The sequence below is a fragment of the Actinomadura sp. 6K520 genome (assembly GCF_004349245.1).
Lineage (GTDB): Bacteria > Actinomycetota > Actinomycetes > Streptosporangiales > Streptosporangiaceae > Spirillospora.
Map to the genome: position 1 here is coordinate 1 of NZ_SMLC01000155.1, position 17217 is coordinate 17217.

15 protein-coding genes are annotated in these 17217 nt (G+C 71.4%); 12 read left to right on the top strand and 3 right to left on the bottom strand.

Annotation, left to right across the window (positions count from 1 at the left end; all coding sequences use genetic code 11):
- Positions 1-169 precede the first annotated feature (169 nt).
- The 9 genes from E1289_RS29430 (at position 170) to E1289_RS29470 (ending at position 11135) form a co-directional block, all read left to right on the top strand.
- Positions 170-1441, top strand: a complete 1272-nt coding sequence (locus tag E1289_RS29430) for a proline-rich domain-containing protein (protein WP_131985962.1) — start codon at positions 170-172, stop codon at positions 1439-1441.
- 89 nt (positions 1442-1530) lie between these two features.
- The gene (locus E1289_RS29435; RefSeq protein ID WP_243713229.1) at positions 1531-2553 is read left to right on the top strand and encodes a PrgI family protein; all 1023 of its coding nucleotides are present in this window, start codon (positions 1531-1533) and stop codon (positions 2551-2553) included.
- Between the two features lie 3 nt (positions 2554-2556).
- Entirely contained in the window at positions 2557-4386 is a 1830-nt protein-coding gene (locus E1289_RS29440) for a DUF87 domain-containing protein (protein WP_131985964.1), read from the top strand.
- Positions 4387-4487: 101 nt separating this feature from the next.
- Positions 4488-7109 carry a type IV secretion system DNA-binding domain-containing protein gene (locus E1289_RS29445; protein WP_131985966.1) on the top strand — a complete coding sequence of 874 codons (2622 nt, stop codon included), beginning with the start codon at positions 4488-4490 and terminating at the stop codon, positions 7107-7109.
- A 56-nt stretch (positions 7110-7165) separates the two neighbouring features.
- Entirely contained in the window at positions 7166-8095 is a 930-nt protein-coding gene (locus E1289_RS29450) for a replication-relaxation family protein (protein ID WP_131985968.1), read from the top strand.
- Positions 8092-8775, top strand: a complete 684-nt coding sequence (locus E1289_RS29455; RefSeq protein WP_131985970.1) for a hypothetical protein — start codon at positions 8092-8094, stop codon at positions 8773-8775. Before E1289_RS29450 ends, E1289_RS29455 begins: the two co-directional genes overlap by 4 nt.
- Entirely contained in the window at positions 8772-9878 is a 1107-nt protein-coding gene (locus E1289_RS29460; protein ID WP_131985972.1) for an NlpC/P60 family protein, read from the top strand. Before E1289_RS29455 ends, E1289_RS29460 begins: the two co-directional genes overlap by 4 nt.
- Before the next feature lie 240 nt (positions 9879-10118).
- Positions 10119-10505, top strand: a complete 387-nt coding sequence (locus E1289_RS29465) for a hypothetical protein (protein ID WP_131985974.1) — start codon at positions 10119-10121, stop codon at positions 10503-10505.
- Positions 10506-10520: 15 nt separating this feature from the next.
- On the top strand, positions 10521-11135 hold the full coding sequence (locus E1289_RS29470; RefSeq protein ID WP_243713230.1) for a DUF4314 domain-containing protein: 615 nt from the start codon (positions 10521-10523) through the stop codon (positions 11133-11135).
- Between the two features lie 18 nt (positions 11136-11153).
- Here E1289_RS29470 and E1289_RS39815 read toward each other — a convergent pair whose 3' ends face one another.
- From E1289_RS39815 to E1289_RS29480, 3 genes are all read right to left on the bottom strand, one after another.
- Positions 11154-11477: a hypothetical protein gene (locus tag E1289_RS39815; RefSeq protein ID WP_243713231.1), complete on the bottom strand. Its 324-nt coding sequence runs from the start codon at positions 11475-11477 to the stop codon at positions 11154-11156.
- A 163-nt stretch (positions 11478-11640) separates the two neighbouring features.
- Positions 11641-11742, bottom strand: a complete 102-nt coding sequence (locus E1289_RS39820) for an LLM class flavin-dependent oxidoreductase (RefSeq protein WP_243713232.1) — start codon at positions 11740-11742, stop codon at positions 11641-11643.
- A gap of 158 nt (positions 11743-11900) precedes the next feature.
- The gene (locus E1289_RS29480; RefSeq protein ID WP_131985976.1) at positions 11901-14075 is read right to left on the bottom strand and encodes a DUF6461 domain-containing protein; all 2175 of its coding nucleotides are present in this window, start codon (positions 14073-14075) and stop codon (positions 11901-11903) included.
- A gap of 826 nt (positions 14076-14901) precedes the next feature.
- On the opposite strand from E1289_RS29480, the gene E1289_RS29490 reads away from it, so the two are divergent.
- From E1289_RS29490 to E1289_RS29500, 3 genes are all read left to right on the top strand, one after another.
- Positions 14902-15555, top strand: a complete 654-nt coding sequence (locus E1289_RS29490; protein ID WP_131985978.1) for a maleylpyruvate isomerase family mycothiol-dependent enzyme — start codon at positions 14902-14904, stop codon at positions 15553-15555.
- Positions 15556-16020: 465 nt separating this feature from the next.
- Positions 16021-16155 (top strand): DUF4314 domain-containing protein, encoded by a 135-nt coding sequence (locus tag E1289_RS29495; protein ID WP_131985980.1) that lies wholly within the window; start codon positions 16021-16023, stop codon positions 16153-16155.
- Positions 16156-16618: 463 nt separating this feature from the next.
- Positions 16619-16999, top strand: a complete 381-nt coding sequence (locus E1289_RS29500; protein WP_131985982.1) for a DUF317 domain-containing protein — start codon at positions 16619-16621, stop codon at positions 16997-16999.
- Positions 17000-17217: the final 218 nt, after the last annotated feature.

Sequence of the window (17217 nt, forward strand, 5' to 3'; positions counted from 1 at the left end):
GCCCTCCACCCCGTCGCCGACTCCGAGCACGCCGGCGCCGACCTCACCCTCGACTCCGGCGTCCCCGGCACCGGCTTCGCCGTCCCCGCCCGGCTCGACCCCGTCGAGTCCAGCACCGTCGAGCACGCCTGCGCCGGATGGCGGTGCGGAAGGCTGCGGGCTACTCGATGTGAGTTGCCGGTTCGAGCGGATGGTCAGCGGCTGGTTCAAAAGCCTGGTGACCTCGGCGATCAACCCGGTGTTCGACATGCTGGGCACGTCGCTGCTGGCCACCCCGCGGCTGGACCAGGCACCCCGGGTCTCGGGACTGTGGACCGCGTCGCTGACGGTCGCCAACACCGTCTTCGTGCTTTTCGTGCTGGCGGGCGGGCTGATCGTGATGGGCCACCAGAGCGTGCAGACCTCCTACACGGTCAAGGACATCGCGCCTCGCCTGGTGGTCGCGGTGGTGTTGTCCAACATCAGCTTGCTGCTGGTCGGCCAGGCGATCGAGCTGGCCAACGGCCTGTCGGGGGCGCTGCTGGGCGAGGGCGTGGACGCCGCGCAGGCGGCCGGGCAGCTCAAGAAGATCATCGTGCACTCCCTCAACCCCGGCGACGTGGGTGTGTTCATGGTGCTGGTGATCTTCTGGGCCGTGCTGCTGGCGCTGATCTTGTCGATCATCTACATCGTCCGGGTGATGCTGACGATCCTGCTGATCGCGGCGGCCCCGCTGGCGTTGGCCTGTCACGCGCTGCCGCAGACCGAGCCGATCGCCAAGCTGTGGTGGCGCGCCTTCACCGGCGTTCTGGCCATCCAGGTGGCGCAGGCGCTGGTGTTCATCACCGCGATGCGGGTGCTGCTCACTTCCGACATGGTCTCCTGGTTCGGCGTGCGCGCCCCGGGTGATCAGCTCGATCTGTGGATCGCGATGTGCCTGCTGTACATCCTGGTGCGCATCCCATCGTGGATCTCCCGCCAGATCTGGCAGGGCGGCTTGTCGCGCAGCCCCCTGGTGCGGGCAGCCCGGACGGCCGCCATGCTGGTCATCTTCCGCGGCGTCCTCGGCAGAGTCAGGGGCGGCGGCCGGTCCGCAGCCACCGAAGGAAGAACACGCCCACCACCGCCATCGCCGGGACCTCAGCAGGCTCCTGCACCCGGCCCCGCACCGCTCCCGATCCCGCCGGCGGCGGCGTCCGAGCCGCAGGCGCAGCCGCGTTGGGGCCGCCCCGAGCAGCGGTGGACACCACCCGACCCCGCCGGTCACGAGCGCGCGCACCGCGGCCGACCTGATCCCGATAGCACCGGCCAGCAGCAGCGCTGGGGTAACCCGCACACGACCTGGGCGCCCCCGCACGCCGGGGACTGGCGCCAACCCCCGCCCCCACGGCGTTCGGCGCCGGGGGACCGGCAGGTGTGGCCGCCGCCTCATCCCGGCCGCCCATGGAACCCGCCCACCTAGCCGATCTTCGTCTCGGCATCGCCTCGCCCCGTGCCGACGCTGGTTGACCTGTCCGTTCGTGGTTCGTCTCGTGGTTTTAGGAGCCTTGGATGTCCGAGCAGTACCGGGTGACCATCCCCGCCAATGTGGAGCGCCCCGATGTGATCGTGGCGAATCTGACCGCCCGGCAGCTGGCGATCCTGATTCCCGCCGCCGCGATGGTGTGGCTGGGCTACCAGGCCACCCGCACCCTGCTGCCGTTGCCCGTGGCCGCCGGGTTCGCGGTGGTGGTCCTGGGCGCTGCGGCGGCGCTGGCGCTGGCCGAGCGGGACGGCGTCGGGCTGGACCGGCTGCTGGTGTTCGCGCTGGCCCAGCGCCGCCACCCCCGCCTGCTGGTCCCGGCCTCCGACGAGCCTTCGGTCGGTTGGGCCGCAGCGGGCGAACCCAAAGGGCAGGCCACCGGGCGGGCGGCGCCGTTGCGGTTGCCCGTCCGGGCGATCGGCCCGGACGGCGTGCTGGATCTGGGCGCCGAGGGCGCGGCCGCGCTGGTTGCCTGCAGCACGGTGAGCTTCGGGTTGCGCACCGGTGATGAGCAGGCCGGGCTGGTCGGGGCGTTCGCGGCCTGGCTGAACTCGCTGTCGGGCCCGGCGCAGATTCTGGTGCGGGCGCAGCCGATCGATCTGCACCCGGCGATCGCCACCGTGCGGCGGCAAGCCGGGGGCCTGCCGCACCCCGCGCTGGAAGAGGCCGCGCTCGAGCACGCCGATTACCTGGCCGAGCTGTCGGCGTCCCGTACCTTGCTCGCCCGGCAGGTGCTGGTCGTGCTGCGCGAAGCGGCTGGTCCATCCGGCGCCACCGCGGCTGCGGGCGGTTCGGGTGGGCGAAGTGTGACGGGTGCGTCCGCGCGGGTCGTGCGGCGTGCCGAGCAGACCACCCGTGCGCTGTCGGCTGCCGGGATCAACGCACAGATCCTCGACGCCGCCCAGGCGTCCGCGGTGTTGGCGCAGGCGGCAGACCCCACCGCCCCACCCATGCCGCCGGGGGCGGCAGCGCCGGAGGAGACCATCACGGCCGCCCCGGCGCCCACCGGTGGTCGGCGCCGACGCGCCCACATCGAACCGGGGAGGCGGTAAGTCATGCGCACCAGGCTGAGCGGCATCTCCCGGCGCCTGCTCGGGGGCGTTGCGGCCGAGACCGGGGCGGCCGCCATGGGGATCGGGCCACCGGCGATCGAGGTCCACCCCCGCCGCCTGGACTTGGGGGAGGGGGCGTGCGCGTCGCTGGTGGTCACCGGGTACCCGCGCGAGGTCGGGCTCGGCTGGCTGGAACCCCTGCTGACCTACCCCGGCCGGCTGGACGTGTCCCTGCATATCGAGCCGATCCCGCCGCAGGTGGCCGCCGCCCGGTTGCGGCGCCAGCTGGCCCGGCTGGAATCGTCGGCCCGCGCCGATCACGAACACGGCCGCCTGGTCGACTTCGCGGGGCAGGCCGCGGCCGAGGACGCCGCCGAACTCGCCTCCCGCCTGGCCCGCGGCGAAGGCCGGCTGTTCCGCGCCGGGCTGTACCTGACCGTCCACGCCGACGACCCCCGACAGCTGGAGGAGGAGGTGGCGCGGGTACGGGCCATGGCCGCCGCGCTGCTGATCGACGCCAAACCCGCCACCTTCCGGTCGCTGCAAGGCTGGATCACCACCCTGCCGCTCGGCGTCGACGTGCTGCAGGCCAGGCGGACCTTCGACACCGCGGCGCTGTCGGCCGCGTTCCCGTTCACCTCCCCCGACCTGCACGCCCCACTGGGCGAGCACGCGGTGCTGTACGGCACCAACGCGGGCGCGTCGTCGCTGGTGATGTGGGACCGGTTCGCCCAGGACAACCACAACTCCGTCATCCTGGCCCGCTCCGGCGCCGGCAAGTCCTACCTGGCCAAGCTGGAGATCCTCCGCTCGGCCTACACCGGCGTCGAAGTGTGCGTCATCGACCCCGAAAACGAATACGCCCGGCTGGCCGACGCGGTCGGCGGCGCGCACATCGCGCTCGGCGCCAAAGAAGTCCGGCTCAACCCCTTCGATCTACCGCCTGGCGCTGCCCGCACGCCTGATGCCTTGACCCGCCGCGCCCTGTTCATCCACACCCTGGTCGGCGTCCTGCTCGACGAACCACTCGACCCGGCGGCGCGGGCAGCGCTGGACCGCGGCATCGTGGCCGCCTACCACCATGCGGGGCTGACCTCCGACCCGCGCACCTGGACCCGCCCGGCCCCCGTCCTGGCCGATCTGGCCGCCGCACTGCAAGCCGACGGCGACGCCAAGGCCAGCGAGGTAGCCGCCCGGCTCGCTCCCTACACCACCGGGACGTGGCGGGGGTTGTTCGACGGGCCCACCACCACCCGCCCCGACTCCCACCTGATCGTCTTCAGCCTGCGCGACCTGCCCGACGAGATGAAAACCGTCGGCACCCTGCTCACCCTGGACGCCATCTGGCGGCGGGTGTCCGACCCGCACCAGCGTCGCCCCCGGCTGGTGGTGGTCGACGAGGGCTGGCTGCTGATGCGCCAGCCCGAAGGCGCACGGTTCCTGTTCCGGATGGCCAAGGCCGCCCGCAAACACTGGGCCGGGCTCACGGTGGTCACCCAGGACGCCGCCGACGTCCTGTCCTGCGACCTGGGACGAGCAGTGGTGTCCAACGCCGCCACCCAAATCCTGCTCCGCCAAGCCCCGCAAGCCCTGGACCAGGTCGCGGAGGCGTTCGCACTCACCGACGGCGAACGACGCTTGATCGCCTCCGCCCGCCAGGGCCAGGGACTGCTGGTCGCCGGCGCCGACCGGGTGGCCTTCGACGTGGCCTCCAGCCCCGCCGAGCACGCCCTGTGCTCGACAAGCCCGCAGTTCCTGGCGGCGCTGGAAGACACCGAACTCGACTCCGCGCCCACCAACCCTACCGAGGCCGATGAGGAGGACCTCCTGTGACGCTGCCGCTTCTCACAAGACCGCTGCCGTTGGCGATCCGTCCGTCGTCTCCAATCTCGCCGTCGACCTCATCACAGCCTGCCCGAGGCGGAGCGCAGCAGTTGCCGCCAAAGCAGGAATCGCCGGTAGAGCAGTGGCTGAACGATCCCCTCGGGACCGTTGCGCACTGGTGGCACACGGCCCAGCAGTTCCTGCTGGCGCATCTGCCGCTGGTCGTCGTGGTCGCGGTCGGCGTCGTGGCGGTCACCGTCTTGGGACGACGGCTGCTGGACCGCTGGCGCCGAGGGCGGTTGGCGCAGGGTGCTCGGGTGGTGCGCATCGCGGTACCGCCCGAGGTCGATCCGCCGGCCGCCGCGGCGCTGTGGTCCAACCTCATCGGCCTGCTACGGCCGCGCTGGCGGCGGATCATCTTCGGGCAGCCGCACCTGGCGTTCGAGTATGGCTGGCACGGGCCCGAGCTCACCGTGCAACTCTGGGTGGCCGGGCCGATCCCCGCCGGCCTGGTCGCGCGGGCGGTCGAGGCGGCCTGGCCGGCCGCCCGCACCCAGATCACCGACCCCGAGCCGCTCCTGCCCGACGAACACACCCAGACCGGCGAACACGTCGGGTCCGCGGGGGTGGTGTGCACCGGTGGGGTGCTGCGGCTGGCCCGCCCTGACCATCATCCGATCGCGGCCGAGCATGGCAACGATCCGCTGCGGGCGCTGCTGGGCGCCGCCTCGGGCATTACCTCGCGGCAGCACGCGGTCGTGCAGATCCTGGCCCGCCCCGCCACCGGGCGTCGCCTGGGCCGAGCGGCGCAGGCGGCCGCCCAGCTGCGGGGGATCCACCGGCCCAGCCCGATCGGCCGGGTGCTCGATCTACTCACCCCCGCGGCGAGCACCCCGCCGGCCCGGCCGGCCGCAGTCGCCGCAGCACACCCCGAGCGCGCCGGAGAGATCAGAGCGATCCTGGACAAGGCCGCCGCGCCCCGATTCGAAGTCGTGGTCCGCTACGCCACCGCCACCACCCTCACCCAAGACCCCACAGACCCGGCGGCCAAAGACCCCACCTCCACAGACCCGGCCGCCAGAGAGGCTGCCGCACGGGGCCGGGACGCCGCGAGGGCGTGGGCGCGGGGCCGCGCTCACGCGCTGGCGTCCGCCTTCGCGGTCTTCGCCGGGCGTAATCACTTCGACCGGCACCGCCTGCGCCGTCCCGCCCAGGTGATCAACGACCGTCGGATGGGGCGCGGTGATCTGCTGTCGGTGCACGAACTGGCCGCCCTCGCGCATCTGCCCTACGACCCGGCCGTGCCCGGCCTGACTCGCGCCGGTGCCGCCTCGGTCCCGCCGCCGCCCACCATCCCCGCCGCCGCGCGGGGCGCCAAACCGCTCGGCGACAGCGACGCCGGAGTCGCTCGCCCGGTCGCGGTGCGGGTCGGCGATGCCCGCCAGCACCTGCACATCATCGGCGCTACCGGCTCCGGCAAATCCACCCTGCTGGCCCGCCTGGTGTTGGCAGACGCCACCGCCGGACGCGCAGCGGTGGTCATCGATCCCCGCGGCGACCTGGTGGGCGACCTGCTGGCTCGTCTGCCCGAGGAGGCGGCCGAGCGGGTGTGGCTGATCGATCCCGACACCACCCCGCCCCCCGCGCTGAACGTGCTGGCGGGCCCGGACGGCAACCTGGTGTCGGACAACCTCGTCGGGATCGTGCACCGCATCTTCGCCGACTCTTGGGGGCCCCGCACCGACGACATCCTGCGCTCGGCCGTCCTGACCCTCCAGCAGTACCCCGGCGCGACCCTGGCCGACGTGTCCCGGCTGCTCACCGAGGATGCCTACCGGATCCGCGCCACCCGCCGCATCGGCGGTCCCGGAGGCGATGACATCCTCGCCGGGTTCTGGTCCTGGTACGCGCGCCTGTCGCCCGAGGCGCGAGCCAACGCCATCGGCCCGGTGATGAACAAACTCCGGCACTTCCTGCTCCGCCCGTTCGTCCGGCAGATCGTTGGCACCCCCGGGCCCGGCCTGAACACCACCGCTGTGCTGGACACCGGCGGCATCCTGCTGGTGCGCGTACCCAAGGGCGTGCTCGGCGACGACACCGCGCGGCTGCTGGGCTCGCTGGTGCTGGCGCAGGTCTGGCAGACCATCACCGCCCGCGCCCGCCGCGCCGAGACCGCGCGCCGCGACGCCGCCCTGTACATCGACGAGGCACACGCCTTCCTGAATCTGCCGCACGGCCTGGAAGAGATGCTCGCCGAGGCCCGCGCTTACCGCCTTTCGGTCACCTTGGCGCACCAGAACCTCACCCAGTTCCCCCCGGCGATGCGGGACGCGGTCGCCGCCAACGCCCGCAACAAGGTCTTCTTCGCCGTTTCCCCGCAGGACGCCCGCGACCTGGCGCACCTGACGCGCCCCAATCTCACCGGCCACGACCTGGCCAATCTCGGCGCCTATCAGGCCGCTGCCCGCCTCATCGTCGCCAACCAGGAGACTCCCGCCTTCACCCTCACCACCCGGCCCCTGCCTGACCCGGTGCCCGGCCGCGTCGACGCACTACGGCGGGCCGCGCGCGACAACGCCGCCCGCACCCGCCGGCAGTCACTGCTGGCCGACCCCCGCCACCGCCAACAAACCGACGCAGCCGACCCAACCGCCGACTCACCCGCTGACCTCGACGCTGATCTCGACGAGCTGACTGACGGCGGGCCACCACCGGGTTCCCCGCCCACCTGACCGCCCGCACCTTGCCGTGAACGCCTTCGCACCTCGACGAAGGGAGAGACAGACGCATGGACACCGATACCAGAAACCCCGGGCGGACGGCTCACCCGCGACGCTCCTATGTGGGGGCCGGCAGCACGCGTGAACCGGCCCGGCCTCAGGTCAGCCCCGAGCTGATCGCCGCCCTGGCCGCGCGGCTGCGCCCACGCGACTCCTGGCTGCTGGAGTTGCTGCACGAACACCGGGTGCTGACCACCCAGCAGATCCGTCAGCTGGCCTTCTCCAGCATCTCTGCCGCCACCCATCGGATGCTCACCCTGTGGCGGCTGCGCGCGGTGGAACGCTTCCGCCCTGCCGTGTCGGCCGGGTCCGCGCCGCTGCATTACGTGCTCGGCCCGGCCGGCGCCGCCATCCTCGCCGACCGCCGCGACATGAGCACCGCCGAGTTCGGCTACCGCCCCGACCACGCCCTGGCCCTGGCCACCTCCGCCAAACTCGCCCATCTGGTCGGCTCCCACACCCTGTTCACCGCCCTGGTCGACTACGCCCGGCCCCGCCCCAGCGCCGAGTTGGAGGAGTGGTGGTCCGAGCGGCGCTGCGCCGCAGTGTGGGGAAAGATCGTCCGACCGGACGGATACGGCACCTGGCGCCACGACGGCCGCCGCCTGAGCTTCTTCACCGAGTACGACACCGGCACCGAACCCCTCAACCGGCTGCTGGCCAAGATCGGCGACTACGCCGCGCTGGCCGAAATGACCCGCATCACCTCGACGCCCGCGCTGTTCGTGCTGCCCAACCCCACCCGTGAACGGCACCTGCACGCCCACACCCACCCGGCCGTCCCGCCGGTGGCGACCACCACACCGCAGGCCCTTCAAGCTGCGGGCGGCCCCGCCGGACCGGCCTGGCAGCCCACCACGACCACCTACCAGCGGCAACGCCTCATCGACCTGACCACCCTCGCCCACACCACCACCAACCGCGGAGGCGAGTCGTGACCGGCAAACCCGTGCTCATCACCCTGGTCGCGGTAGTGGTCGTCGGGCTCCTGCTGCTGACCGCCGCCGTGCTCGCCCGCCGCCCCTCCACCCATCCCGCTCCCGGCGACGATGTCCCGGCCCGGCCGCGGTCCTCGACGGCCGACGCACCGGACTCGATCACCTCCGCCGGCGAGCCCGCGACGGCCGCCGAGGTGGTCGGGTTGCTGCCGCTGGAAGCAGAGCAGATCGCCGCCACGGTGCAGGCGGCGCGCCGCTTCACCACCGCCTACGGCACCTGGCGATATGACGAGTCCCCAGAGACTTACCTGGCCCGTCTCACCCCGCTGATGAGCGCCCAACTGCGCCCGCAGATGCAACGCACCGCCACCGACCCCACCACGACCACCCAACGGCACCGCCTCCAGCAGAGCTCCACCGCCCAGGCACGTGCCGAGGCCATCCGCTCTCTGGGGCCCAACTCGATCACCGTCATCGTCACCGGCATTCAGCACCTGGCCACCCCCCACACCGCCTGGCAGGAGACCTCCCGGTACGCCGTCACCCTCACCCACCACGCCCCTGAGAAGGGCAACGGCTGGCGGGTGTACGCCTTCGACCTCGCCGCCACCGGCGACACCGGAGACGCCCCCGACGACGAGCACACCGAGAGCAGACAGAACACGGAGAGCGGCCCATGACCGGCACCTTCCGGCCACGCGCCCACTCCAGAGGCGGTGGTGACCAGGGTGCCGTCCACGCGCCCGTGGCGGTCGCGCTCGCCGCGCTCACGCTGCCGCTGCTTGCGCTGCTGTTCGGCGCCGGGCTGTTCAGCACACACGGCGCCAGCGGTGGTTGCGGGCTGCAGGCCGCGGCGCAGCCGGGTGCCTCTGACGAGGCCCGCACCGGCATCCCCCACTCTTACCTGCGGCTCTACCAGGACACCGGACGACGGTACGGGCTGGCATGGAACCTGCTCGCCGCGATCGGCAAGGTCGAGTCCGACCACGGCCGCGACCCAGGTCCCGGGGTGCGCTCGGGCGCCAACTACGCCGGCGCGGCCGGGCCCATGCAAATCGGTATCGGTGGGGCCGCGGGCAACACCTGGGGCGGGGCGCCCCGCCACCGCGCCGACCAACACACCGGCGGGTTCGGCGTCGACGGCAACGGCGACGGATGGGCCGACGTGCACGATCCCGCCGACGCCATCCCCGCCGCCGCCCGCTACCTGCTCGCGCACGGCGCGCCCGCCGACCCGCACAAGGCCCTGTTCGCCTACAACCCCGACACCAGCTACGCCCGCGCCGTCCTCGCCCAAGCCGCCCGCTACGCCGATGGGCCCCCCGAACTCGCCGCCGTTGCCGGCACTGGCCTGGAGAGCTGCCCGGGACAAGTGGCCGCGTATGCGGCCGTCCCCGGCGATGTCGCCGCCAAGGTCATCGCCTACGCCCGCGCCCAGATCGGCAAACCGTACGTTTACGGAGATGAAGGTCCACACGCCTTCGACTGCTCCGGGCTGACCATGCGCGCCTACCAGGCCGCCGGTATCACCATCCCACGCACCTCCCAGACCCAATACCGGCACGGCCCCCGCATCCCGGCCGGCACCGAGCAGCCCGGCGACCTGGTCTTCTTCGCCGGAAGCCGCGGCACCCCCACCGCCCCCGGGCATGTCGGGATCGTCATCGGCGGCGGACGCATGATCGAAGCCCGCTGCTCCACCTGCGGCCCCATCGCCACCGCCGCCTACACCAGCCGGGACCCGGTCGCCTTCACCCGCCCCGCCGCCCACAGCAGACGATGAGACATTCCATCAGCACATGGGGCGTGCCGGTCGGGCTCCTCCACGGAGCGCCAGAAAATCATGCGGCCACTCCGCACGCAGCAGTCGAGCCACAAGTGCCATCCACTTGTCTCGCCAACGAAAGCCACGCGACCGTCCGGCCGGAACACGATCATGGCGAACCCCTTTCTTCAGAGGGGGCGTCTCCACCCGGAACCGAAGGGCCCATGTGTGCCCACGAGAAGAATGAAGGGAACAGTAATGAGTGTCCTCTTTGAGGATCCCTTCACCAAACGCCCCTGTCCGGACAAGGCATGGCAGACCCCACTCCATGCAGTCCACACCCTGCTCGCCAACGCCGCCGACATCGCCATCGGCGATGACCTCGCGGTGACCGAGACCATGCTGGAGGCGGGCGCCACCTGCGAGTGCGAGGCCCACGGCCTGTACGAGCACGTGACCGTGCAGTGGGTCCTACAACAAGCGCGTTACCAGATCGCCCGCACCATCACCCACCTGACACAGGGACCACAGGACCCCGTCATCGGTCTCGTCCTGGATGTCCTGGCCCACCACCCGCCCCAAGTTCAGGCACGTGTCCTGCGCCGCGCCGCCGAACACACCGCCAACGAACTCGACGACTGCTGAACGGTCGGAGACCCCATGCCCACTCACCCGAGCAGCGATCGCGATCCCGCCGATGTCCTCGACCACGACACCGGCAAAGTCCGCGTCCTGGCCCACCGCTGCGCCACCTGCATCTTCCGCACCGATGACCCGATGCACCTCGGGGACGACCGCACCCGCCAAGTCATCGACGACAACCTGCGCGCCGGAGCGCTGCTGACCTGCCACGCCACTCTGCCCTACGGCGACCACCCGCACTTCGGGCCGGCGGTCTGCGCTGGCTTTTGGGCGCGGCACCACAACGACGTGTCGGCTGGTCGCCTGGCTCAGCTCGTCCTCGGCATCGTCCGCGTCCAGCCTCCCCGCCACGAGCCCGACCAGGAACCCGCTGGTGGCTCACCGAGCCCTCCACCGCCTGACCAGTTCCACCACCATACTCGCGAAGAGGAGGCCGGTCCCGGTCCGTATCCGCGCCGCGGGGACCAGATTCGACTGATAGCCACCAGCGATCCCTACACCGTGCTGGAGCAGGGGACGCTGGGCACGGTCACCGGCGTCGACAGCCGGGGCACCATCCACGTCCGCTGGGACAACGGCAGCACCCTCGGCCTGCTCCCCGGCCTCGACCGGTTCGACATCATCAACCCTTGACTGCAGGAGGGTCACTGGTCATGAGCACAGAACACCACTGTCGATGAACATCCCACGCGGCGATACGCCCTGACCGACAATCCCGGCCATGCTCAGGCTGACGCCGCAATGCTCGTCAAAGCGGTCGGCCCCACAGAGCCGCGCCATCGCCGGCATCACGCTCATCGCGGCAGATGAGGGCGTTGTAACACGCGGGATGCTGTATCGGCGTAAAAGCCCTTGGGGGAGTTCGCCAACCGCAGTCCCTCGACGGCGGTGTAGGTCCAGCAGCGGGCTGGCCGTGGCGCGTCCCATGCCCAGGTCGATCCGCCCCGGGGTCATCGCCTCGAGCTGCTTGAACATCTCGGCGACCTTGGACGGGCCTGTCGTGGTTCATCAGCACCGCTCCCGACCCGAGCCGGATGCCGGAGGTCACCATGGCCGCAGCCGCGATCAGTAGCTCAGGGTGGTGCGAGGCGCCCGATCGGCTCAGATGGTGCTCGGCGAACCAGATCCGGTGGAAACCTCACTCGTCGGCATGCCGCGCCGTCTCCAGCGCATCGGCTAGGGCCTCTTTCTCCGTGGTGCCCGGTGCGACCGTCCCGAGGTCGACGATCGACAGTTTCATGGGCGCGTGCACCTTGACGTGAGTGACGGCGTCGGGGTGACGCTAACGAAAGTAGTTGGTTCGTCTCATCGATCATGCCACGGCCGAAGCGCCTGGAACAGACCGACACAGCACTCCTGGCGGGAGCAGTGTGGTCATGATTGACGGTGGGCGGGTGGTCAGGGGGTGGTGAGGGTGGTGATTCTCGCTTTGGCGTCGGTGATCAGGTTCGCCGCGTGGGGGCCGGCGGCGTAGCGGGCCGCGTTGATGGCGCCGGCGGCCGCGGAGGTCGGGTCCGGGTTGGTCGCGTGGTGCAGGGCGAACCAGAGCCACCGGTGTTCGTGGTCGCCGAGCTGGGATCGACGGGCGCGCAGGTGCGCCTCAGGGGTCAGGGAACGCGCGTTGATGCTGGCGACGATGTCGGGATCTTCGTCGAGGTCCGCGTAGCGGGCCGCCTCCGCGGCGGCCCACCAGGCCAGGCCCCGCAGTGCCGGTTCGGGTAGTCCGGTCAGTGCTTCGGCGTCGGAACCGAGCGCGTTGTCGATGCTCCGCCAATGCGGATACAGCGTGGGCAGGTCCGGCACGATCCGGAACGCGATGTCGGCGGCCTCGATGCGGGCCAGGTCTTCGGCGGTGATGCCATGGCCGGTGAACCGCTGGACGGCCAGCAGGCCCTGCGCCTCCCTGCGACGGTCCAGGTCGGAGAAGTCGAGATCGGAGAGGAGCAGGGCGAGCTGTGGTGGCGCGTCGAGGTCGCCGAACGGTTCGTCCGAGAGCAGCACTTCGCCGTGCTCGGCGAACGACAGCCTGGTCAGCGCATTGACGTTCCAGTACATGCTGGCCGCCCGTCCGGTGGCGGACGCCCGCTCCAGCACGGGCGTGTGCGAGCCGCAGAAGCCGTTGTACTCAACGGCGATCACGGCGCCGCCGACGTCCAGCACCGCGACCCAAGGGTCGATCGACCTTCGGTTCATCAGATCGTCGGCGATGCCCTGCAGCGACTCCGGCTGGGCCGGGTCCGCTCCGAAGGCGCGCAGCACGTCCGTGGCCTCCGCCCCGGTCACCACCGTGACCGTCGCGGCCACGGACAGGGTGCTGTCGTCCAGCCACCGGTAGACGGCTTCGGGCGGTTCGGGACGTACCGGCTCCGGCTCGCCGCGCAGCCGGTGGCCGAGCCGGTCGGTGCGGGTGTGCACGATCTCGGCCGCGGCGGGAGCCTGCCATATCCAGAGGTCATAGGACTCGCGGCTGTCGGCGTCGTCCCGGCCGCGGGCGTGGACCCGCAACCGGTAGTCGCCCGGCCAGGGCGGGGTGAAGCGGCGCAGTTGCGGCTCGACCTCCTGGGCCCCGGTCACGGACGCGCCGCCGGTCGCTGCATGCCAGCTGACCTCGACGACCTCCTCCCAGCCCGTGGCGACCTCCTGCGGCGGCTCTTCCAGGACGTGCGCCAGCATCCAGACGCGTCCGTTCTCGCGGCCGGTGCGGATCAGCGCACCGCCCGGCACTACCGCGACCAGCCCGTTGCCGCTGAAGTCGGCCTCCTCCGGGACGTCGCCTTCCTCCAGCAACGCGAACCTGTGCCCCGACACCGGCGGCGACCCGCTGACCGTGACGGGCATCAGGTACTCCTCCCTGACCTTGTCGAGTATCGCGGCGGCGTAGCCGGGGGGCATCGGGGTCTCGTTCAGCAGCAGGACCGCGGTGCCGATCGCGACGCCGAGCACCGCGGGCGGTCCGGCGACCCGGGGGTGGATGCCCGCCCGGTGCAGGACGGCGGCGGTGGTGGACACGGCCAGCGCGAGTCGCGCCGCGCCGTGCGCCGCGGCCACCCCCTCCTCGTCGGTGACTTCGGGTCCGACCGCCAGGAGGGCGGCGACGCGCGGGACGGTGGCGAGGCGGCGGACCAGGGCGGCGACCAGGGGCACTGCGCCCGGCCGGATATGGTCCAGCATGGCCGACGCGGTCACCGCCTCGCTCATCCCGCCCATGGTCATCATGCCGATGCCGCCGGTAGGCGGCCCGCCCAGGAAACCGGCCAGGTCCGGGGCGTCGGCGAGGTCGAGTTCCGGGACGGTCAGTTCCAGCGCGCCGAGGAGACGTTCGGTCAGCAGTGGCGGCAGCGAAGCGAGCGCGTCCCGCACCGGCGACCCGCTCGGCCCGGGCCGGACGCCGGAGTAGAAGTCGGCCCCGGGCCTGCCGGTCATCCCTCGGATGCGCCAGGTGTCGTCGGCGGCAGCCCGCAGCCGGCCGAGTTCGGCCGCCGGTGTGGCGGGTATGCGGGCGACGACCAGCGGTATCGCTTCGGCGACCGGCCCCGCCAATTCCTCCAGCACCGCTTCCGGAACCTCGACCACAGCACCTCCGACCGCCGATTCTCACCAGACGGACGGAACCCTAGCCATCGACTACGACACTGCGCCTGCTAAGGAATTCGCCGCCCGGCCGCGAACGAGAACGGGCGGCTGCTGTATCCGAGCGTCCCTTCATGGAGGTCGCCGCTCCGGCTGCCGGGATCGAGCACTTTGAAAGTGCGGCCCGCTGGTTTCCCGACAGGTGCTGCAACGCGGCCACGAAGGCCGGCTCGACGGCTTCGCGCTGCTCGTAGCGCGCGTCCGGGCCGGACGTGCCCGGCGCGAGGTCCGCGTCGGGATAGGGGGCCCAGCCAGGCGGCATCGGTCAGCGGGGCGCTGTCGATCACGGCGCGGTCGCTGGCGGGCCCGAGATCGACCGGCATCGCGCGCCTGCCACGGGACTGCACAGCGTCCAGGCAGGTGCGGGTGGACGCGGTGTAAAGCCAGGTGCGCAGCGAGCTGCGGCCCTCGAAGCGTGCCAGCCCGCGCCAGGCCCGCAGGAGAGCGTCCTGCAGGGGCGTCGTCGGCGTCGTGAACCGAGCCGAGCATGCGGTAAGCAGTGGGCGTGCTGTTCCCGGCGCAGTGGCGTCACCAGGCGGGTGAACGCAGCGTCGTCCCCGGGTGCGGGCCAACGCCAGGTCGCCGCCCTCCGAGGAGAATGCCGCAGACGGCCGGGAAACTGATTCGCTCACAAGAGACGATTCTGCCGCACGGCGGCAGTCTCCCCTGGCGACCGGGCTCGTCCCGGCGTCCGTGAACCCGGCGTTCCCACCGGCCCGTTCGGTCAAGACCTCCCGAGGGCCGGCCCCACGACAGGAGGGCATCTGACATGAGTGATACACGCTCCCGCCACGCGACCGGGATCTGGCCGCTGATCCACGCCGAGCGGGCGGTCCTGGCCGCCGATCTGGCGAACCTGACCGATGAGCGGTGGGCGACGCCGTCGCTGTTCGCCGGGTTGACGGTGCGTGAGGTGCTGGCGCACCTCACCGCGGGGGCGAGCCTGACGCCCGTGCGCTGGCTTGCGGGCGTGATCCGCTGCCGGTTCGACTTCGACAAGCAGGTGGCCATGCGGCTGGCCGAGCAGATGGGCGCGACTCCGGCCGACACGCTCGAAAGGTTCCACCGCGTCGTCACCAGCACCACCAAACCGCCCCTCCCGACCACGGCGATGTTCGGCGAGACGATCGTGCACGGCGAGGACATCCGGCGGCCACTGTGCATTCGCCGCGCTTACCCGATCGAAACGCTCACCCGAGTGGCCGAGTACTACCAGGGCTCCGACCTCGTCGTCCTCGCCAAGGGCCGCATCCGCGGCCTGCGACTTGTCGCCGCGGACGGACCTTTCACCGCGGGCTCCGGGCCGCTGGTGTCCGGCACCACCCTCGCCCTGACCATGGCGATGACCGGACGCACGACCTACTGCGACGAACTCAAGGGCGACGGTGTCGCAGCCCTACGCGACCGCTGCCGACCAGCGTGACCGTGCCGCGGGTGGCATGAATACTGCACATCCACAAACCGTCGGACCGAACCGGGCGAAACGCCGACGGCCCACACCAAACAGACATCGTGCCCCCGTCCCCACATCGGCATGTGCGGGTGTTCGGTGGTCGAAGTCACCCTGTCAGGCGTGCCTGCTTGCGTGGTGCAGAGATGCACTGGTGACCCGATGCACCTCGGGGACGACCGCGTCCGGCAAGTCATTGACGACAACCTGCGCGCCGGAGGCGCTGCTGACCTGCCACGCCACTCTGCCCTACGGCGAGCATCCGAACTTCGGGCCTGCGGTCTGCGCCGGCTTTTGGGCCCGGCACTGCAAGCAAGTCACTGCTGGGCGCCTCGCCCAACTCTTCCTGGGCATCACCCGCGTCCAACCCCCAGAAGGCGGCGGCCCTCACCGGCCCGCCGCGCCCGCCGATCAATCGGGTGAGCGGCCCGTACGCAGGTGGCTGGTTGCAGCGCGCGGCGCGGCAGCCGCATACGGCTGGTGGCCACCAGCGACCCTTACACCGACCGGGGGCCGGGTGCCCTGGGGACGGTCACCAGAATCGACGATCTCGGCACTCTCACCGTGCGGTGAGACGACGGCCACACCCTCGGGCTGATCCCTGGCCTTGACCAGTTCGACCTCCTCTAGAACAAACCCAGGGAAAGACGCCTGCTGTTCCTCCCAAAGAGAGCCCACGAAAGGCCAGAAAATGAGGGAACTCAGGTCCAAGGAAAATGGTTCGGGTGCCTGGTTGACGTGGCGGGGCGGGCGAGACATGGTCGTGGACGTTCACCTGGAACACGCCCCAATTTGATAATTCCATATCCGAGGCGGAATACGGGATGGGTCCGTGCCGGTCTGTGCGGCGGGTGAATGCCAAACACCGTGTTCCCCGGTTACCGGGCCTGATCCGGGTCAGCCGCTAATCCCGCCCCGTTCGGGCGGCACATGGCCCCCGTACGGGCGGTTCGGCGGCCGGACAGGGCCGTTTGGGGCCCCGACGCCCGGTCCGGTGCGTGGCCCAATTTACGCCTCGGGGGAAGGGAGACAGGTAATGGTGGATCTTCCCCGGCACGTGGCCGGACCGGGTATGCCCGACACCGCGCTGGGCGTGGTGCGCGCGGCCGGGTGGCGTATCGAGCACGACCGGCACGGCAACACCTTCGCGTTCGCCCCAGACCGCCGCGTGATCTCGGCGTTCCTGCCCGAGGGTGACCGGTTCTCGCCGATGATCACCAATTGGCCCTCGTGGGAACCGGTGTGGGTGATCCGCGCCTACGTGCACGGCGAGCTGAACCAGGTGATTTGGGAGGCGACGTTCACCTCCGACACTCCGGCAGAGTTCATCGCGGCGTTCCTGCTCGACCTGGTCCGCAAGACCCCGCTCGACAATGACCGGGACGAACCGGCACCACCCCCGCTCGTCGACCAGTAACGGTCACCCCCTACGACGGGTTGGGCCGTCCACCACGTGTGGACGGCCCACCCCGTCTTTCGTTTGTGCTTTGTCGCCGGCCCCGCTGGGCACGGAGACAGGTTGGGGATCAGGCGTTGCGAAGGGCGCGGGCGGCGGCCTGGCCGATGGCGGCGGAGGCGTCGGCGGGATCGTCCAGCGGGACGGGGTGGGCGCCGTCCATGGCGCCCACCCCGTCC

Coding starts and splice junctions, on each gene's coding strand:
- E1289_RS29435 (WP_243713229.1), top strand. CDS start 1,531: ATGTCCGAGCAGTACCGGGTGACCATCCCCGCCAATGTGGAGCGCCCC.
- E1289_RS29500 (WP_131985982.1), top strand. CDS start 16,619: ATGGTGGATCTTCCCCGGCACGTGGCCGGACCGGGTATGCCCGACACC.
- E1289_RS39815 (WP_243713231.1), bottom strand. CDS start 11,477: ATGTTCAAGCAGCTCGAGGCGATGACCCCGGGGCGGATCGACCTGGGC.
- E1289_RS29490 (WP_131985978.1), top strand. CDS start 14,902: ATGAGTGATACACGCTCCCGCCACGCGACCGGGATCTGGCCGCTGATC.
- E1289_RS29465 (WP_131985974.1), top strand. CDS start 10,119: ATGAGTGTCCTCTTTGAGGATCCCTTCACCAAACGCCCCTGTCCGGAC.
- E1289_RS29470 (WP_243713230.1), top strand. CDS start 10,521: ATGCCCACTCACCCGAGCAGCGATCGCGATCCCGCCGATGTCCTCGAC.
- E1289_RS29440 (WP_131985964.1), top strand. CDS start 2,557: ATGCGCACCAGGCTGAGCGGCATCTCCCGGCGCCTGCTCGGGGGCGTT.
- E1289_RS29450 (WP_131985968.1), top strand. CDS start 7,166: ATGGACACCGATACCAGAAACCCCGGGCGGACGGCTCACCCGCGACGC.
- E1289_RS29460 (WP_131985972.1), top strand. CDS start 8,772: ATGACCGGCACCTTCCGGCCACGCGCCCACTCCAGAGGCGGTGGTGAC.
- E1289_RS39820 (WP_243713232.1), bottom strand. CDS start 11,742: ATGAAACTGTCGATCGTCGACCTCGGGACGGTCGCACCGGGCACCACG.